Source organism: Arthrobacter sp. 05N33_2 (genome assembly GCF_056397425.1).
The window spans coordinates 1-17,131 of the sequence record NZ_JBFTNJ010000017.1 but is presented as its reverse complement, the minus strand read 5'-3'; the positions used below and the strand labels follow the sequence as shown (position 1 = coordinate 17,131).

The 17,131-nt window shown below is 68.4% G+C and carries 17 protein-coding genes; 14 read left to right on the top strand and 3 right to left on the bottom strand.

Annotated features, from left to right (window positions below; genetic code table 11):
* Positions 1-23: 23 nt before the first annotated feature.
* The 9 genes from AC1DHX_RS10255 to AC1DHX_RS10215 are packed head-to-tail and all read left to right on the top strand — an operon-like array spanning position 24 to position 7,806.
* Entirely contained in the window at positions 24-1,082 is a 1,059-nt protein-coding gene (locus AC1DHX_RS10255; protein ID WP_476859866.1) for an NADH-quinone oxidoreductase subunit B family protein, read from the top strand.
* Positions 1,083-1,107: 25 nt separating this feature from the next.
* Positions 1,108-2,901 (top strand): nickel-dependent hydrogenase large subunit, encoded by a 1,794-nt coding sequence (locus tag AC1DHX_RS10250; RefSeq protein ID WP_223916576.1) that lies wholly within the window; start codon positions 1,108-1,110, stop codon positions 2,899-2,901.
* 6 nt (positions 2,902-2,907) lie between these two features.
* On the top strand, positions 2,908-3,882 hold the full coding sequence (locus AC1DHX_RS10245) for a NifU family protein (RefSeq protein WP_476859867.1): 975 nt from the start codon (positions 2,908-2,910) through the stop codon (positions 3,880-3,882).
* 43 nt (positions 3,883-3,925) lie between these two features.
* Positions 3,926-4,678, top strand: a complete 753-nt coding sequence (locus AC1DHX_RS10240; protein ID WP_476859868.1) for a DUF5947 family protein — start codon at positions 3,926-3,928, stop codon at positions 4,676-4,678.
* Positions 4,671-5,312, top strand: coding sequence for a DUF6084 family protein (locus tag AC1DHX_RS10235; RefSeq protein ID WP_476850394.1), 642 nt, complete (start codon positions 4,671-4,673; stop codon positions 5,310-5,312). The genes AC1DHX_RS10240 and AC1DHX_RS10235 overlap by 8 nt, the downstream gene beginning before the upstream one ends.
* The gene (locus AC1DHX_RS10230; RefSeq protein WP_476859869.1) at positions 5,309-6,838 is read left to right on the top strand and encodes a hypothetical protein; all 1,530 of its coding nucleotides are present in this window, start codon (positions 5,309-5,311) and stop codon (positions 6,836-6,838) included. Before AC1DHX_RS10235 ends, AC1DHX_RS10230 begins: the two co-directional genes overlap by 4 nt.
* Positions 6,835-6,954, top strand: a complete 120-nt coding sequence (locus AC1DHX_RS10225) for a DUF6893 family small protein (RefSeq protein ID WP_018772298.1) — start codon at positions 6,835-6,837, stop codon at positions 6,952-6,954. Before AC1DHX_RS10230 ends, AC1DHX_RS10225 begins: the two co-directional genes overlap by 4 nt.
* 8 nt (positions 6,955-6,962) lie before the next feature.
* Entirely contained in the window at positions 6,963-7,535 is a 573-nt protein-coding gene (locus AC1DHX_RS10220; protein ID WP_476859870.1) for a hydrogenase maturation protease, read from the top strand.
* Positions 7,536-7,548: 13 nt separating this feature from the next.
* On the top strand, positions 7,549-7,806 hold the full coding sequence (locus AC1DHX_RS10215) for a HypC/HybG/HupF family hydrogenase formation chaperone (RefSeq protein WP_230008283.1): 258 nt from the start codon (positions 7,549-7,551) through the stop codon (positions 7,804-7,806).
* Between the two features lie 35 nt (positions 7,807-7,841).
* Here AC1DHX_RS10215 and AC1DHX_RS10210 read toward each other — a convergent pair whose 3' ends face one another.
* Positions 7,842-8,612, bottom strand: a complete 771-nt coding sequence (locus AC1DHX_RS10210) for a DUF6390 family protein (protein WP_476859871.1) — start codon at positions 8,610-8,612, stop codon at positions 7,842-7,844.
* 195 nt (positions 8,613-8,807) lie between these two features.
* Between AC1DHX_RS10210 and AC1DHX_RS10205 the strand changes: the two genes are divergently transcribed.
* The 3 genes from AC1DHX_RS10205 to AC1DHX_RS10195 all read left to right on the top strand — a co-directional run bounded on the left by AC1DHX_RS10205 (position 8,808) and on the right by AC1DHX_RS10195 (position 11,800).
* Complete coding sequence (locus AC1DHX_RS10205) at positions 8,808-9,995, top strand: ABC transporter substrate-binding protein (RefSeq protein WP_476859872.1); 1,188 nt, start codon at positions 8,808-8,810, stop codon at positions 9,993-9,995.
* Between the two features lie 97 nt (positions 9,996-10,092).
* Entirely contained in the window at positions 10,093-11,058 is a 966-nt protein-coding gene (locus tag AC1DHX_RS10200; protein ID WP_476859873.1) for a FecCD family ABC transporter permease, read from the top strand.
* Positions 11,051-11,800 (top strand): ABC transporter ATP-binding protein, encoded by a 750-nt coding sequence (locus AC1DHX_RS10195; RefSeq protein ID WP_476859874.1) that lies wholly within the window; start codon positions 11,051-11,053, stop codon positions 11,798-11,800. The genes AC1DHX_RS10200 and AC1DHX_RS10195 overlap by 8 nt, the downstream gene beginning before the upstream one ends.
* A 137-nt stretch (positions 11,801-11,937) precedes the next feature.
* On the opposite strand, the gene AC1DHX_RS10190 is transcribed toward AC1DHX_RS10195, so the two are convergent.
* Positions 11,938-13,305, bottom strand: a complete 1,368-nt coding sequence (locus AC1DHX_RS10190; RefSeq protein WP_476850387.1) for a cation:dicarboxylate symporter family transporter — start codon at positions 13,303-13,305, stop codon at positions 11,938-11,940.
* A gap of 137 nt (positions 13,306-13,442) precedes the next feature.
* Between AC1DHX_RS10190 and AC1DHX_RS10185 the strand changes: the two genes are divergently transcribed.
* Positions 13,443-15,167: a sensor histidine kinase gene (locus tag AC1DHX_RS10185; protein WP_476900002.1), complete on the top strand. Its 1,725-nt coding sequence runs from the start codon at positions 13,443-13,445 to the stop codon at positions 15,165-15,167.
* Complete coding sequence (locus tag AC1DHX_RS10180; protein WP_223916554.1) at positions 15,164-15,883, top strand: response regulator; 720 nt, start codon at positions 15,164-15,166, stop codon at positions 15,881-15,883. The genes AC1DHX_RS10185 and AC1DHX_RS10180 overlap by 4 nt, the downstream gene beginning before the upstream one ends.
* 337 nt (positions 15,884-16,220) lie before the next feature.
* Here AC1DHX_RS10180 and AC1DHX_RS10175 read toward each other — a convergent pair.
* Positions 16,221-17,131, bottom strand: a 911-nt coding sequence (locus tag AC1DHX_RS10175) for an SLC13 family permease (protein WP_476900001.1), incomplete at its 5' end; no start/stop codon positions are given.

Genomic DNA, 17,131 nt, shown 5'->3' with positions numbered 1-17,131 from the left:
GGCGGGCTCCGAAGGAGGCAACGATGCCTACAGCTATTGCATTGAAAGCGGAAGAAACCTTGGTCCACGTCCTGTGGATCAATGCCGGACTCAGTTGCGACGGTGACTCCGTGGCCCTGACGGCGGCAACCCAACCAAGCGTCGAGGAGATAGCCCTTGGGGCGCTTCCCGGACTACCCAAGATTGCCATGCACTGGCCGCTGATCGACTTCGAATGCGGCCCGCAGCAAGGCGCCGACGACTTCCTCGAGTGGTTCCGCAAGGCGGACCGCGGCGAGCTGGAGCCGTTTGTGCTGGTGGTGGAGGGGTCCATCCCGAATGAAAAGCTGCACGCCGCGGGCGGCTACTGGGCGGCCTTCGGCAACAACCTCGACACCGGACAGCCGATCACCACCAGCGAGTGGCTGGACCGGCTGGCGCCCAAGGCGACGGCGATCATCGCCGCCGGGACCTGTGCGACCTACGGCGGCATCCATGCCATGGCCGGAAACCCCACCGGCGCCATGGGGGTGCCCGACTATCTCGGGTATGACTGGCGCTCCAAAGCCGGGATCCCGATCGTGTGCGTCCCGGGCTGCCCCATCCAGCCGGACAACCTTTCCGAAACCATGACGTACCTGCTGTATCAGGCCACCGGACAGGCCCCCATGATTCCCCTGGATGAGGCGCTCCGGCCGACCTGGCTGTTTGGCCAGACGGTGCACGAGGGATGCGACCGCGCGGGGTACTACGAACAGGGCGACTTCGCCACCGAATACGGGTCCCCGAAGTGCATTGTCAAGCTCGGCTGCTGGGGGCCGGTGGTCAAGTGCAACGTGCCCAAACGCGGCTGGATGAACGGAATCGGCGGCTGCCCCAACGTGGGCGGCATCTGCATCGGTTGCACCATGCCGGGCTTCCCGGACAAATTCATGCCGTTCATGGACGAACCTCCCGGCGGCAAGCTGTCGACCGCCTCGATCATGCCGTACGGCAAGACCATCAGGACACTGCGGAACATCACGAAGCACACGCTGGACCAGGAACCCCGCTGGCGCAAACCCGGTAATGATCTGCTGACCGGCGCCAAGCGGACCTGGTAGGGACGCTAGGCAGAGAGGCAATGCAATGACTTCGACGATTCCGATGCCCTCAGCGGACGGTACCGCGGGCGAGAACCTGGTAGAGATGGCCTGGGACCCGATCACAAGGATCGTCGGCAGCCTCGGCATCTACACCAAGGTCGATTTCAAGAACAACCAAGTGGTGGAATGCCACAGCACGTCCTCGATTTTCCGCGGCTATTCCATCTTCATGCGCGGCAAGGACCCCCGGGACGCACACTTCATCACGAGCCGGATCTGCGGAATCTGTGGCGACAACCACGCCACCTGTTCCTGTTACGCGCAGAACATGGCCTACGGCGTGAAGCCGCCCCACCTCGGCGAATGGATCGTCAACCTGGGCGAGGCTGCCGAGTACATGTTTGACCACAACATCTTCCAGGAGAACCTGGTCGGCGTGGACTACTGCGAGAAGATGGTCTCCGAAACCAACCCGTCGGTGCTGGCCAAAGCCGAGAACACGCCGGCCCCGCAGGCCGCTGAGCACGGCTACCGCACCATCGCGGACATCATGCGCTCGCTGAATCCGTTTACCGGGGAGTTCTACCGCGAGGCACTGCAAGTGAGCCGGATGACCCGGGAAATGTTCTGCCTGATGGAGGGCCGGCACGTCCATCCCTCCACGCTTTACCCCGGCGGCGTGGGCACCGTGGCGACGATCCAGCTGATGACGGACTACATCACCCGGCTCATGCGGTACGTGGAGTTCATGAAGAAGGTCGTGCCGATGCACGATGACCTCTTCGACTTCTTCTATGCGGCCCTGCCCGGGTACGAGCAGGTGGGGCTGCGGCGCACCCTGCTGGGCTGCTGGGGGTCCTTCCAGGACCCGGAGTTCTGCAATTTCGCCTACAAGGACATGACGGAGTGGGGCCGGAAGATGTTCGTCACCCCCGGCGTCGTGGTGGACGGCAAACTCGTGACCACGGATCTGGTGCGCATCAACCTGGGGATCCGGATCATGCTGGGCTCGTCCTACTACGAGGACTGGGGCGACCAGGAAATGTTCGTCACCCGCGACCCGCTGGGCAACCCGGTGGACCGCCGGCACCCCTGGAACCAGCACACCAACCCGCGGCCGCAGAAGCGCGACCTCGAGGACAAGTACAGCTGGGTGATGTCACCGCGGTGGAATGACGGCGAAAGCAACCTGGCGCTGGATACCGGCGGCGGCCCGCTGGCCCGGCTCTGGTCGACCGCTCTTGCCGGCTTCGTCGACACCGGCTACCTCAAGTCAACGGGCAGCAGCGTCCAGATCGAGCTACCCAAGACTGCGCTGAAGGGCCCGGTGACGCTGGAATGGAAGATCCCGCAGTGGAGCAACACGCTGGAGCGGAACCGCGCCCGGACCTATTTCCAGGCCTACGCGGCGGCCGCCGCCCTGCACTTCGCCGAAAAGGCGCTCGAGGAGATCCGGGCCGGCCGCACCAAGACGTGGGAGTCCTTCGAGGTGCCGGAGGAAGCCATCAGCTGCGGCTTCACCGAAGCCGTCCGCGGCGTGCTCTCGCACCACATGGTGATCCGCGACGGCAAGATCGCCAACTACCATCCCTATCCGCCGACGCCGTGGAACGCCAGCCCGCGCGACTCCGAGGGAACACCGGGCCCGTATGAGGACGCGGTGCAGGGCCAGCCCATCTTCGAGGAGAACGACCGCGACCATTTCAAGGGCATTGACATCATGCGCACCGTCCGCAGCTTTGACCCCTGCCTGCCGTGCGGCGTCCACATGTATCTCGGCGACGGGCAGACGCTGGACTTGCTGCACTCCCCCACGCAGTCGCTCACCGGTGAGTAGCCCGCCATGGACCGGGAGAATCTGTTGGGCTCGGCCGGTGAACGGATCAGTTCGCTCCTGGACGCGCTGGGCTCCGGCGGTCCGGTGGCCCGGGACCGGGCGGAAGAACTGGTCCGGCAGGTGACGGAACTGTACGGTGCCGGGCTGGAACGGATCCTGCACGTGCTCGATTCGCAGGGTGCGCTCGGGCCCGGAACGCTGTCCGCCCTCACGTCCGACCCGTTGGTGTCGGGCCTGCTCCTGATCCACGGGCTGCACCCCGTGGACCTGCCCGGCAGGGTCGCCGGAGCCCTGGACTCGGTCCGGCCCTACCTCGGCTCGCACGGCGGCGATGTGGAACTGCTCGGCATCAGCGAAGAAGGCGTCGTCCGGCTGAGGCTGCTGGGCAGCTGCCAGGGCTGTCCGTCGTCGTCGGTGACGCTCAAGCTCGCCGTCGAGGACGCGATCGAATCTGCGGCGCCCGAGGTGACCGGCATCGAAGTGGAGGAAGCGGCTCCCGCCGCCGTTCCCGCCCTCATCCCCGTCGGCGCCCTGCGCTCGCGGCTGGACGGGCTGGGCGGCCCGCCCGACGGCGGCATTCGCAGTGCCGCGCCGGACTGGGCGGTCCCCGACTCCGGCACACCGGCCCCAGGCACGTGGCAGGCGGTCCCGGCCCTCGCTGAGCTGGAGTCCGGAGCCGTGGCCGGCTTCCTGGTGGCGGGCGTGGAGGTGCTCACGTGCCGGATCGGCCCGGACATCTACGCGTTTGTGGACCGCTGCCCGCGGTGCACCCACACCATGCCGGGCGCCTCGCTGCAGCGGGCGCTGGCTGCCCCGGTGGGCGGGGGGCTGTTGCGCTGCCCGCACTGCCGCAGCCACTTCGACGTCCGGAAGGCCGGGGCCTGCCTCGAGGACAAGGTGCTGCATCTTGATCCCCTCCCGCTGCTGCTCCGCGACGGGGTTCCCTCCGTGGCCGTCCCCACCACCGCGGACCCGCTGTGAGATGCCGGCACATGAATTCCGCGGCACGGGAACGGAGCAGGGCATGACGGCGACGCCGGGAAGCGGGAGTCAGCCGCCCGGCAGCGCCGGAATCAACGGGGCCGGAAACAACAGCGCCGGAAACAACAGGGCCGGAAACAGCGCGTCGGCGCTGGCCGTGCTCCGCCGGATAACGTCCACCCGCCCGGCCCAGCCTGCCGGCGAGCGCTGCGAGATGTGCGCGGAGCCCATCCCGGACGCCCACCAGCACGTGGTGGATCTGGAGAGCCGCTCCCTGCTGTGCACGTGCCGGCCCTGCTATCTGCTGTTCACGGACTCGTCGGCCCATCTGCGTTACCGCTCCGTCCCTGACCGCTACCTCTCATTCGAGCCCTTCGAGCTCGGCCAGGCCCAGTGGGACGAGCTGGAAATCCCGGTGGGGCTGGCATTCTTCTTCTTCAACTCGGCTCTTGGCCGGACGGCCGCTTTCTACCCGAGCCCCGCGGGCGCCACGGAGTCCGAACTTCCCCTGGCTGCCTGGGCGTCGGTCGAGGCGGCCAACCCGGCCATCACCGTGCTCGCCCCCGACACGGAAGCCCTGCTGATCCGCGCCCCCGGCCCGGACCGGGACCGGGCGGACTGCCACTTGGTCCCCATCGATGCGTGCTACGAGCTGGTGGGCCGCCTGCGGCGGGTATGGAAGGGCTTCGACGGCGGTCAGGAGTCCCGCCAGGAGCTCGCGGGATTCTTCGACCGGATCAGCCGCCGCAGCAGGCCGGGCGCCCCCGCGGCAGACTTGGAGGGACGCCATGGTTGAGCTCGAATTCAGTGTGCTGGACATCGCCCCGGAGCCCTACGCGGCCGCACCCCAGCTGACCGCGCGCCTGCGGATCCAGGAGAAGAGTGGCGCCGCCGTCCATGCCATGGCCCTGCGGTGCCAGGTGCGGATCCTGGCCCAGCGTCGCGGCTACGACGCCGACGAGGAAGCCGGGCTGCTGGAACTCTTCGGCACCCGCGGACGGTGGCCCACCACACTCAAGCCCTTCATCTGGATGCACAGCGGCATCCTGGTCCAGGGATTTGCGGACAGTGCCGACGTTGACCTGCCGCTGCCCTGCACGTTCGACTTCGACGTCGCAGCGGCAAAATACCTGAACTCCCTGCGGGACGGGACGGTCCCGCTCGAGTTCCTCTTCTCCGGGACGGTCTTCACGCGCGGCGCGGCGGGCTTCGGCGTCGAGCAGATTCCCTGGGACCGGGAAACGCGGTACGCCCTGCCCGTGGCGGCCTGGCGCTCGCTGATGGACGCATTCTTCCCGAACCAGGGATGGATCCGCCTGGACCGCGACGTCCTCGCGGCCCTGGCCAAGTACAAGGCGGTCCACGGCTTGATTTCCTGGGAGGCCGCCATCGAGGGGCTGCTGGCCGGGGCGGGTGACCCGGTGCCGTGAACACCGGACTCAGCCTGGCCCGCGCCGTCGCCGACGCCGTCCTCTACGAGGGATACCTCCTGTACCCCTACCGCGCCTCGTCCGCCAAGAACCGGGCCCGCTGGCAGTTCGGCGTGCTCGGGCCGCCGGGCGCGGCTGAATCCGGTGCCGGCGAAGCGCCGGACATGGCAGCGGATTGCCTCCTCGAGCCGGGACCCGCGGCGCGGGTCGACGTGCACCTGCGCTTCCTGCACCTCCAGAGACGGTCCGCCGAACGCGCGGATGACGGCGGATTCACGCCCGTCGACGAACTCACCGTCGGCGCCTCCCGGTGGCTTAGCTGGGACGAGGCAACGGATCAGGAGATCACCCTCGGGCCGTACAGCCTCGGCCAGCTTGCCGCGGGCGTGTCCGCGCCGGTGAACGTGCCGGCGAACGAGGACATCGAGCCCGTGCTGGATTCCGCCGGCGCCATTGCGGGCCGGCTTGTGCGCCGGCGGCGGGAGCTTCGTGGCGAGGTGCGCCTGCTGGCGGCGCAAGTGGCGACGCCGGGGCAGGCCGCCGGAGCAGATGCCGCGGCGGGGCCGGCCCACGGGCCGCTGTGGCGGCTCAGGGTCACGGTGGAGAACGCGGCGGCAGCGGCCACCGACACGCGTTCCGCCATCGAGTACTCGTTCATCGGAGCCCATGTCCTGCTCGCCGTCCACGATGCCGATTTCCTGTCGGTGATCGATCCGCCGGGATGGGCAGCGGCGGCGGCGGCTTCGTGCAGCCAGCACCGCTGCTGGCCCGTGCTCGCCGGCCCCGAGGGGCAGCGCGATGTCCTGCTCCTGTCCCCGATCATCCTCTATGACCATCCGGCGGTGGCACCGGAAAGCACCGTGGAACTGTTCGACGCGACGGAGATCGATGAAATCCTGACCTTGCGGGTGCTCACCCTGACCGATGCGGAAAAGGCGGAGGCCCGGTCAACCGATGCCCGGGCCGCGGCGATCATCGAACGCTGCGAAAACATGACGGCAGAGGAGCTCCAGCAGTTGCACGGCATCCTGCGGAACCCGCACGCCGGTGCGCCCCGCGGACCCGGGAGCATCGGAGGCGACGGCTTCCCCGGCCCCGCGGTCCCGGCCTATCCTGAGTTCTCAGTTCCGGAGTTCTCAGTTCCGGAATTCTCGGTTCCGCGCGCCTCCGACGCGGACACCGGCGCCGGCACGCCGTGGTGGGATCCGGCCCGGGACGCCGCCGTGGATCCGGGATCGGACACCGTCTTCATCGACGGCGTCCCGATCTCACGCGGCAGCAGGGTGCGGGTTGTCCCGCTGCGCCGCGCCGACGCCCAGGACCTCTTCTTCGCCGGCAAGTCGGGTCGCGTCACCGGAGTCCACTTCGACGTCGACGGCGGAACGCACGTCGCGGTGGTCCTCGAGGCCGACCCCGCCGCCGAACTGCAGGAGTGGTACGGACGGTATCTGTATTTCGCCCCCGAGGAACTCGTGCCGCTCACCGCGGCGCCGGCCCCGGACAACGGAAAGGAACCATCACCATGAAAGCTCTGGGCATCATGACAGTCGTGCTCTTGCTGGCCGCGGGCCTGGCAGCAGCCGTCGTCGGCCTGCGTTCAATTCCGGACATCAAGCGCTACGTGCGAATGCGGAGCATGTGAGGTCCGGTGTGAGCGGGGTCCTCGTGGCGGGCGTGGGGAACGTGTTCCTTCGCGACGACGGATTTGGGCCGGCCGTCGCCCGCCGGCTGGCCGAGGAGGTGTCCGGCCTGCCCGGCTGGGCGCCGGAGGAGGTCCAGGTGCGGGACTACGGGATCCGCGGGCTGCACCTCGCCTACGATCTCCTGGACGGCGTGGATGCGCTGGTGCTCGTGGATGTGCTTCCGGCCCCGGCGGACGGGAGCACAAGCGCGGGAACGCTCCGGATCCTGAAGATCCGGGTGGAGGACCTGGAAAGCGGCGGTCCGCTGACGCCGGCCGGCCTGCGGGCCAATCCGGCCTTCGATCCTCATGGCATGGACCCGCTGGCTGTCCTCCGCCGTCTGCGTGTTTTGGGCGGATCGCTGCCGGAGACCTACCTGGTCGGCTGCATCGCGGGGCGAACGGACGAGGGCATGGGACTGTCCGAGAACGTGTCCCGCGCCGTTCCGGCAGCCGTGGAAGCAGTCCGCACCCTGGTCACAGCCCGCATCACGAACGCAGACGCAGCGCCCGCGAGCGCGGCTCCGGATGAAACAGGCTGAGGAGGAACCACGGATGTGTCTGGGAATACCGGGCCGGATCATCGAAGTGATCGACGGCTACAACGGGCAACTCGCCCTCGTGGATGTGGCCGGGGTGGAGCGCAAAATCAACATTGGCCTCCTCGATGACGGCCCCGTGGAGAGCGGCACGTGGGTCCTGATCCACATGGGCTTCGCCCTGGAACGCGTGGACCAGGAAGGCGCCGACCGTGCGATGACGGGACTTGAGCTCATGGGACGGGGCCCGGACCCCACCGACACGGTCCCGTAGCCTTCACTCCCCCACTGAAGGATCTGAAGGCGCCGCTATTCGAGGGCGATCGCTGCGCCGCGGTGCTCCACGCCGGAATTCGCGATCTTGAGGTGGCGCGCAAAGTAGTGCTGGAGCCGGTGGAGCTGGGCGGCCGAGAGCCGGTCGCACACCCAGTCCCAGTGGAGGGACACCATGTCCCCGGGCATGAGGTCAGCGATGAAGCCGGACCCGGCCACGGCGTACTTGGCCGCCTCGATCACCGGTTCCCCCAGCGACAGCGCCATCCCGTCCCACGCCAGGGGCCGCGAGCGCACGAGGGCGCTGTCCGCTTCGACGGCCACCACCTCGCCCCACCGGATGCGGCATTGGTCAAGGACATTCAGGGCCGTGGATGAGCGCCTGTCATCGCGCAAGAGTCCCGTCCACGGATAGATTTCCAGGACGTGGAAGCTGTGATGCGGGACGCCGCCGGCCAGGACCCCTTCCATCAGATGCGGGAACTGATGCCCGGTCCGTGCACGGAACCGGTCCTCCATGGAATTGCCGATGCTGCGCACACCCACGGAGTCCAGCAGCGTGTTTCCCACCCAGTAGGCCTCCACCACCGCGTAATCCAGCGGGTCCGGGTTGCCGGTGGCACCTGCGATGAGCTCCAGGTACGGCCAGGCGCCGGCGAACCCCTTCGCAAGTTCGCGCAGGCCCGCGTCGGTCACCCCGGACTGGCCATAGTGCAGCAGCGCGTCGCTGTCAGGCGGCCCGCAGCTGCCCCGCGAATTCGGCGGATACGCGTAGCGGACAAACAGTTGGGCGCCGTTGACTTCCATCCCGTGGCCTCGTTTCACAGGGGATATCAGCGAGGCTAGCACCGGCGCCCATCGGCGAACAATGCCCGTCGTGACCGGCATTGACACCCCTGCGCATTCGGCGGATGCTGTGAGGAAATGCCGCACCGGGACCATTGCTGTGGCCGGCGCGGAGCGAATGGCCGTTGCGCGCGGTCCTTCCCGGGAGGTAGGCCGATGAGCATCCCCGAAGCCAACCGACGATCTGTACTGGCAGCGGCCCTCTACGGCGGAGGGGCGCTGTTCCTCGCTTCCTGCGCCGCGGCCGGCACGGCGCCACAGTCGTCGCCGCAGTCAACGCCGCCGGCAGGGGCTGCCGGTACTGCGCCCCCGGGTTCCGCCTCCGGCCCCGCCGGGATCCAGGTGACGGACCAGCGCGGGACGGTCCTGAGTTTCGACCGCCCGGTCACCCGGGTGGTGACCATTCCCATGCCCGCCGCCTCCCTGCTGGCCGCCGTCGACCAGGGCGCCGGCCATCTGGCCGGGATGCACAACGCCTCATGGGTCGCCATGCGCGACGGCGCCATGGGCACCATGTACCCGGAGACCCTGAACATCCCGCACGACATCGCCACGACCGACTTCACGCCCAATGTCGAAAGCATCCGGGCACTGAACCCCGACGTCGTGGTCCAGTGGAGCGATGCGCAACTGACGGCACCCCTGGAACAGGCCGGGATGAAGGTCCTGGGCATCACGAACACCGGCACGCAGCAGGACGTGGACACGTGGACCGCGCTTTTCGCAACGATGCTGGGCCGGCCGGACCGGGCCGTGCAGATGAAGGCGCGCAGCGACGGGCAACAGAAGGCCATCCAGGCCGAGGCCGCCGCCCGCGGCACCGGCGGCCCGGGCATCATCTACTTCAACAGGTTCAGCGGCGGCCTCAAGGTGGCCGGAAACGGCAGCTACAACGACTTCTACATCAAGCTCATCGGGGCACACAACCCCGCCACCGGCCCGCAGGGCCTTCAGGGCAAGGGCATGGTGGGCGTGGACGTCGAACAGGTCCTCGCCTGGGATCCGGAAATCATCCTGCTCGGGAACTTCGACGCCGCGATGCCCGCCGACGTCTACGCCAACCCGGTGTGGCAAAGCGTCTCCGCGGTGCGCTCCCGCCGCGTCTACAAGGTCCCGCTGGGCGGCTACCGCTGGGATCCCCCCGGCCAGGAATCGCCACTGATGTGGCGCTGGCTCACAGATGTCAGTTTCCCCTCCGGCAACCGCTCCACGCTGAGGGACGAGACAAACGACTACTTCGACTTCCTGTACCGCTACCGGCCATCGGCGCCGGAGCTGGACAAGATCCTCTGGACCGAAGCCAACGGCACCTCGGCCAACTACCGGCAGTTCGATGCTTCGTGAGGCCCAGCCTCTGACCACGGGACCCCCCGGCGGCCGGGGACCGGGGCTGCGCCAGGTCATCGGTCCATGCCTGCTCTCAGGAGCAGTYCTGGCGGCCGTGTCGGCGGTTGCACTCGCCAGCGGCCGCTACAGCGTGTCCCTGGACCATGTCGTGCAGATCCTGGCCTCCCGAATAGTTCCCTTCGGCCCGGGCCTTCCCGCGGCCGAGGAAAACGTGGTGCTGCTGATCAGGTTGCCCAGGGTCCTGCTGGCCCTGCTGGTCGGTGGCGCCCTCGCAATCGGTGGCGCGGCCCTGCAGGCCGTGTTCCGCAACCCCCTGGTCAGCCCGGAGGTCATCGGCGTCTCCTCGGGCGCCTCCTTCGGCGGTGCCCTGGCCCTGCTGCTGGGCCTGGGCCCCGTCGCCCTCGTGGGCGGATCGTTCGGCTTCGGGCTGCTGGCACTGGGAATCGTCTTCCTCATCACGTCCGGGCGGGGCGGCGCCCACATCCTCATGGTGGTCCTCGGAGGAATCGTCACGGCCTCCTTCTTCTCCGCCCTGGTGGCCCTGGTGACGTATCTGGCGGACCCGTTCACCACCTTGCCCGCCATCGTATTCTGGCTGCTTGGCAGTGTCTCCACCGCCACCTGGGCGAAAGTGCTGGTGGCCCTCATTCCCATCGCTGCCGGCGGCGTCGTCCTGCTGGCCCTCCGGTGGCGGATCAATGTGCTCTCGCTCGGCGACGACGACGCCACCGCCCTGGGGCTCCGGCCCCGCCCCCTGCGCTGGGCGGTCCTCGCCGCCGTGGCTCTCATGGTCGCCGGGGCCGTCGCCGTCAGCGGCGTCATCAGCTGGGTGGGGCTGGTCATCCCGCACCTCGCACGCATGTGGGTGGGACCGGACCACCGGGTGCTGCTGCCGGTCTCCTTCCTGCTGGGCGGGGCCTACCTGATCGCCATCGACACCATCGCGCGCACCGCCACGGCCGGGGAAATCCCGTTGGGCGTCCTGACCGCCCTGATCGGCGCACCGGTGTTCTTCGTGCTGTTGCGCCGGAACCGGGAGAGGATCTGGGACGGTGCTTGAGCTGCGCGGGGCCGGGTTTGGCTATTCGCCGCAGAACTGGGTGTTCAAGGATCTCAGCTTCTCGGTGCCGCCGGGCACCGTGACCGCGGTCCTGGGGCCCAACGGCAGCGGCAAGACGACCCTGGTGCGCTGCGCGGCCGGCATGCTGGCCGTACAGGAGGGTGCGGTGCGCAGGTCCGAGACGGCGGGCTATGTTCCCCAGGCGCGCGGCAGCACGTTCGGCTACCCGGCCCTGGACATGGTGGTCATGGGCCGTGCCCGCCACATCGGCGTTTTCCGCTCCCCCGGCAGCCGGGACAGGGCCGCCGCGCTCCGCGCCATGGACCGGGTGGGGATCGCCGCCCTGGCCGACCGGCTGTTTCCGACGCTGAGCGGGGGCGAGCAGCAGCTGGTCCTCATTGCACGGGCTATCGCGGGCGGTTCGCGGCTCCTCGTCCTGGATGAGCCGTCCACCGGGCTGGACCTGAAGAACCAGGTCCGGGTCCTCCAGCTGCTGAGGGAACTCGTGCGGACCGGGATGTCGCTGCTCGTGAGCACCCATCACCCGGACCACGCCCTGTTCCTCGCGGACTCGGTGGTCCTCATGGGCGCCGCGGGTGTGGTGACCGGGCCTGCCGGGCCGCTCCTCGCCGATGCGCAGCTTTCCGCGCTGTACGGCGTCCGTGTCAGCACCCTGAACTACGACGACGCCGGGACGCCCCGCCGCACGGTGGTCACCCCCTTCGGCGCCGAGGAGGGCTGAACCGAACGCCCAAGCGCCCGGCAGCTGGGCTGCCGGGCGCTTGGGGCGTCATCGAGCGGTAGTGCGTCCTGTCAGTTTAGGGCCGGGGTGCGGCCCTGGCCGGTTCCGGCGTGGTTCGGGACGGTTCAGGCGCGGGTTCAGGCGTGTGCCAGGACCGGTTGTGCCGGCTGTGCGGGCTGTTCGGCGGCATCCTGTGCGCCGGAGTGGCCGGCCAGCATCGTCTCTTCGTCGAACGGCTCGGCACCGGCCAGGACACGGTCCACGCGTCCGCCGTCGATCTCCTTGACCCAGGTGCCGATCAGCACCGTGGCGACGGCGTTGCCGGTGAAGTTGGTCAGGGCGCGCGCCTCGGACATGAACCGGTCGATGCCGACGATCATGCCCACGCCGCCCAGCAGTTGGGGTGCGTGCGCCTGGAGTCCGGCGGCCAGCGTGGCCAGGCCGGCACCGGTGACGCCGGCGGCACCCTTGGAGGCGATGATCATGAAGACCAGCAGGGAAACCTGGGCGCCAAGGTCCAGCGGCGTGCCCATGGCGTTGGCGACGAACAGTGCGGCCATGGTCAAGTAGATGGCGGTCCCGTCGAGGTTGAACGAGTACCCGGTGGGGACCGTGACACCCACGACGGGCTTGGACACGCCGAGGTGTTCCATCTTCGCGATCAGGCGGGGCAGCGCGGCTTCGGAGGAGGACGTGGAGAAGATCAGCAGGTATTCGCGGCCGAGGTACTTCATGAGCTTGAAGATGCTGACGCCTGCGACCGCCTTGAGCAGGCCGCCGAGGATCACGACGATGAACAGGGCGCAGGTGATGTAGAAGGCGCCCATCAGGGTCGCCATGCTGATGATGGCCTGGAAGCCGGTGGCACCGACCACTGCGGCGATCGCGCCGAAGGCTCCGACCGGGGCCAGCCACATGATCATGATGAGGATGCGGAACACGAGGGCCTGGCCGTAACCGACGGCCTTGAGGATCGGGGCTCCCTGCGGGCCCATCTTCTGCAGCGCGAAGCCGACCAGGATCGCGGCGAGGAGGGTCGGCAACACGGGAATGTCGCCCGGGATGATGCCCAGAAGGAAGTCAACGGTGCTGTCGACTGCCGCCTTCTTGTTCGGATCATAGGGGGCGAGCTTGAGGCCCTCGCCCGGGTGGATCAGGTTGCCGACCACCAGGCCGATCCCCAGGGCGAACGTGGACATGACCACAAAGTAGGCGAGCGCCAGGCCGCCGACCTTGCCGACCGTGGCGGCCTTGGCGATGGAGCCGATGCCCAGCACGATGGTGCAGAAGATCACGGGCGCGATCATCATCTTGATGAGTTTGATGAAGCCGTCGCCGAGTGGTTTGAGGGATTTGCCGACCTCGGGGAACAGCAGGCCGATAACGGCACCTGCAATCACGGCTACGATGACTGCGATGTAGAGGTAGTGGGACTTGTCCAGTCCCTTGCGCTTCTTGGCCGGAGCGGCGGCCGGTGCTGCTGACTCTCCTCGTTGAGAGGCCATGGTGTTCTCCTTGGATAGGCTGGACTTGGTGCGGTCCTGGCTGTGGTCCGCTCTTGTCCTTCTTGCGTGTAACCCCATCATTGATGAGAAGGTGACGCGCATCACCCTTGCGTTCATATTGGTCATGGAAGGTGTTGATGATCCGGCGCTGGAGCATCGCCCGCAGGCTGTTTGCGGCCAACCTGCTGTTCGTGGTGGCCCTGACGGCCATCGTTGGCACGGCCGTGTTCGTGGACGCGCGCGATCACGCCTACGACGAGGCCGGACGCCGGATGGCCGGCATCGCCACCGCCGTCGCCGACGCCCCCTTCGTCCTGGCGGCGGCGGACTCGGCCGATCCCACGGCCCTGCTGCAGCCGTATGCCCTGAAGACCATGAACGACGCCGACGCGGATTTCATCACGATCATGGCCCCGGACCGCACGCGCTGGACCCACCCGCGGGATGAGGAACTGGGCAAACCGTATATCGGCTCCATTGACGCGGCCCTCCATGGCCAGGTGTTCACGGAAGTCGTGGCCGGCACCCTCGGCCCGTCGGTGCGCACCATCGCCCCGGTCAAGGATGCCGACGGCAAGGTCCGGGCGCTCGTGGCCGCGGGCGTGACGGTCCGGACGGTGGACGTCGCACTCTCCGGCCGGCTGCCGGCGCTGCTGGCCATCAGCCTGGCGCTGCTGGCCGGCGGGTCGGCGGCGGCCTGGCTCCTGGGACGGTACCTGCGCCGGGTGACCCGCGGCTGGGGCCCCGAAGAGCTGGGCCAGCTCTTCGCGTACTACGAATCGGTGCTGCATTCGGTGCGCGAGRGCGTGATCCTCATCGACCCCAAGGGCAAAGTGGTGATGTACAACGACCAGGCCGCCGAACTGCTCGGGTTGAGGAAGCAGTCCGCCGACGGCGGTCCCACCTCCGGCGCTGACCGCGGGGTTGCGGGGGGCGGCCGCCAGGCGGCGCCCTCCCTCGCGGAGTTGCCGCTGGCCCCCAGCCTCAAAGAGCTCTTCGAATCGGGGCGGACCGCCCTGGATGAGATCCACCTGACCGGCTCGCGGATCCTGGTGGTCAACCAGGGCCCCGCGGTGGGACCCGAATCTGCCAGCGACCGCCCGCGCGGAGCGAAGTCCGGCGCTGCCGGCGCTGGCACTCCTGTTTATGGAACGGTCGCCACCATCCGGGACCGTACCGAGATCGAATCCCTGGGCAGTGAACTCGAGACCATGCGCACGCTCTCGGACGCGCTCCGCGCCCAGACCCATGAACACGCCAACCGGCTCCACACCATCGTCTCGCTCATGGAACTGGGCCGGGGCCCCGAGGCGCTGGACTTCGCCACCAAAGACCTGGAACTGAGCCAGCGGCTCACGGATGACATTGTGAGCTCCATCGAGGAACCCGTGCTCGGCGCCCTGATCATGGGCAAGGCAGCCGAAGCACACGAACGCGGCGTCGAACTGACCCTCAATACCAGCGGTTCCACGGCCGTGACCGGACTGGCCGTGCAGGACCTCGTGGCCATCCTGGGGAACCTGCTGGACAATGCCATCGACGCCGCGGCCGAGGCGCCGGCACCCCGGCTCGTGGAGCTGACCGTCGAGACCACCGGCTCCGCCCTGGAGATTACCGTGGAGGACAGCGGCCCCGGGATCGATCCCGCGGCCGTGGAGGACGTCTTCCGGCATGGTTTCAGCACCAAGGCCCCGGGACCGTTCGGACGCGGCCTTGGACTGGCCCTGGTGCGCCAGGCGGTACAGCGGCTGGGCGGTACCATGACAATCACCAGCCCGGCCGGGGCGCTGTTCCGCGTCACTCTGCCCGTCACAACACCGCCGGTCACTCCGCTGCCGGTCACTACCGAGGGACAACCATGAGCGAGATCCGGGTACTCGTCGTCGAGGACGAGCCCATCGCTGCCGCAGCGCACGCCGCCTACATAGAAAGGCTGGACGGTTTCACCCTGGCGGGCTCCGCGCCCGACGGCCAGTCCGCCCTGCGCCTGCTCACCGAATTCTCCGCGGCAGGCAATCCGGTGGAGCTGGTCCTGCTGGACATGAACCTCCCGGACCTCCACGGGCTGGACATCGCACGCCGGATGCGGGCGGCCGGACTGTTCGCGGACATCATCGCCATCACCGCGGTGCGGGAACTGAACATTGTCCGCAGCGCGGTGGCCACCGGCGTGGTCCAGTACCTGATCAAACCGTTCACCTACGCGACCTTTGCGGACAAGCTCGCCAGCTACCGGCTGTTCCGCGAGCAGCTGGCCGCACCCCTGGCCGGGGAAGCCGGAGCCCGGGCGTCCCAAAGCGATGTGGACCAGGCCTTCGCCAGCCTCCGTGCCCCGTCCGAGCTGTCGCTGCCCAAGGGCCTGGCCGTATCCACGCTGGAATCCGTCCAGGACTACATCAAGCAGCAGGCCGAGGCGGTGTCGGCCAGCGAGGTCATGGAGGCGCTCGGGATGTCCCGGGTCACCGCCCGGCGCTACCTCGAATACCTCGCCGACGCCGGAACGGTCTCCCGCGCCGCCCGCTACGGCGCCCCCGGGCGGCCGGAGAACGAATACCGCTGGAACCGGCCGCGGACGTAGGCCTGACGCTCCCCGTTACCGTCACCGGGAGGGCACTTGCCGGCAATCCCGGGAAACACTGCCGCGAAATGCCGTCCCGGCGGTTTCCTTGTGGCGGGATGATCGCGAATGCTTAGTGCCATGCGGCCGCTGTTGACGTGTCAGGGCAGCGGGGCGGCGCGCGTTGCGAATAGGCGATGATCCGGGTGATCATCATTCGCCGCCCCACTGCGGTCTGGTGCCGGCGGACACTGTGTGTCCGGGCCTTCTGCGTGGTTACTTGCCGCAAACGAAGACTTCATTCAATGCGGCGGGGTCGGCCCGGCTATCGGTAGCCGCACCGCCGGTGGCCGCGCGGTTACATGATGCCGGTGGGAACCAGCAGGACCCAGGCGAGGGCCGGGGCTACGAGCACCACTCCCCCGGCATACGCCATCAGCTGCCGGTACACTCGCTGCCTGTCATTGTCGCGGGCGTTGGCGACCACCAGCGCACCGTCGGTGGAGAAGGGCGAGACATCCACCACCGTGGCAGCTATAGCCAGCGCCGCGACCGTTCCTGATGCGCTCAGCGAGCTGGTAGCCAGGAGCGGACCGGCCAGGGGAATGAACGCGGTCAGCAACGCCGTGGAGGAGGCGAAGGCTGAGCCGACGCCAATGACATAGCAGAGGACCAGCGCCACCAGCAGCGGTGCGCCCAGTGCCAGAGCCTGCTCGGCGAGGGTGTCGATGACGCCAACGTGCTGGAGCAGGGAGACATAGGTGATCATGCCGGCAACCAGCAGGACGGTGGACCAGGAGACACCGCCGATGAACGTCTGGTGTTCTTTGATATTGACCAGCGCCAGCAGGAGCCCGGCGGAGAGTGCGACAAAGCCGATCGGCAGGTGGAAGCCCAGGGTGCACACGAGCATCACCGCGATCAGTGCCAGCGTGAGGATCTGCTGCCCGCGAGGGCGGCTGGTGCGGGCGGTGTCGACGTCGGCATGCTGGCCGCCTTCGCCGTCCCGCAGCCTGCCCAGGAGGGCGAACAGGACGATGGTGAGCACGGAGAGAATGAGGTTAAGAGCGAAGCTGGCGATGAAGAGTGCGCCCTGGGAAATGGGAAATCCGTTCTTCAGGGCGATATCGTGCACCAGCACGCCGGCGACGGACAGCGGGGAAAAGCCGCCGGCGTGGGCTCCGTTGATGATGAATGCGCCCATCAAGACGGGATGGATCCGGGACTCGTAGGCGAAGCCGATGGCCGCCGGCGCCAGCAGCGCGACGG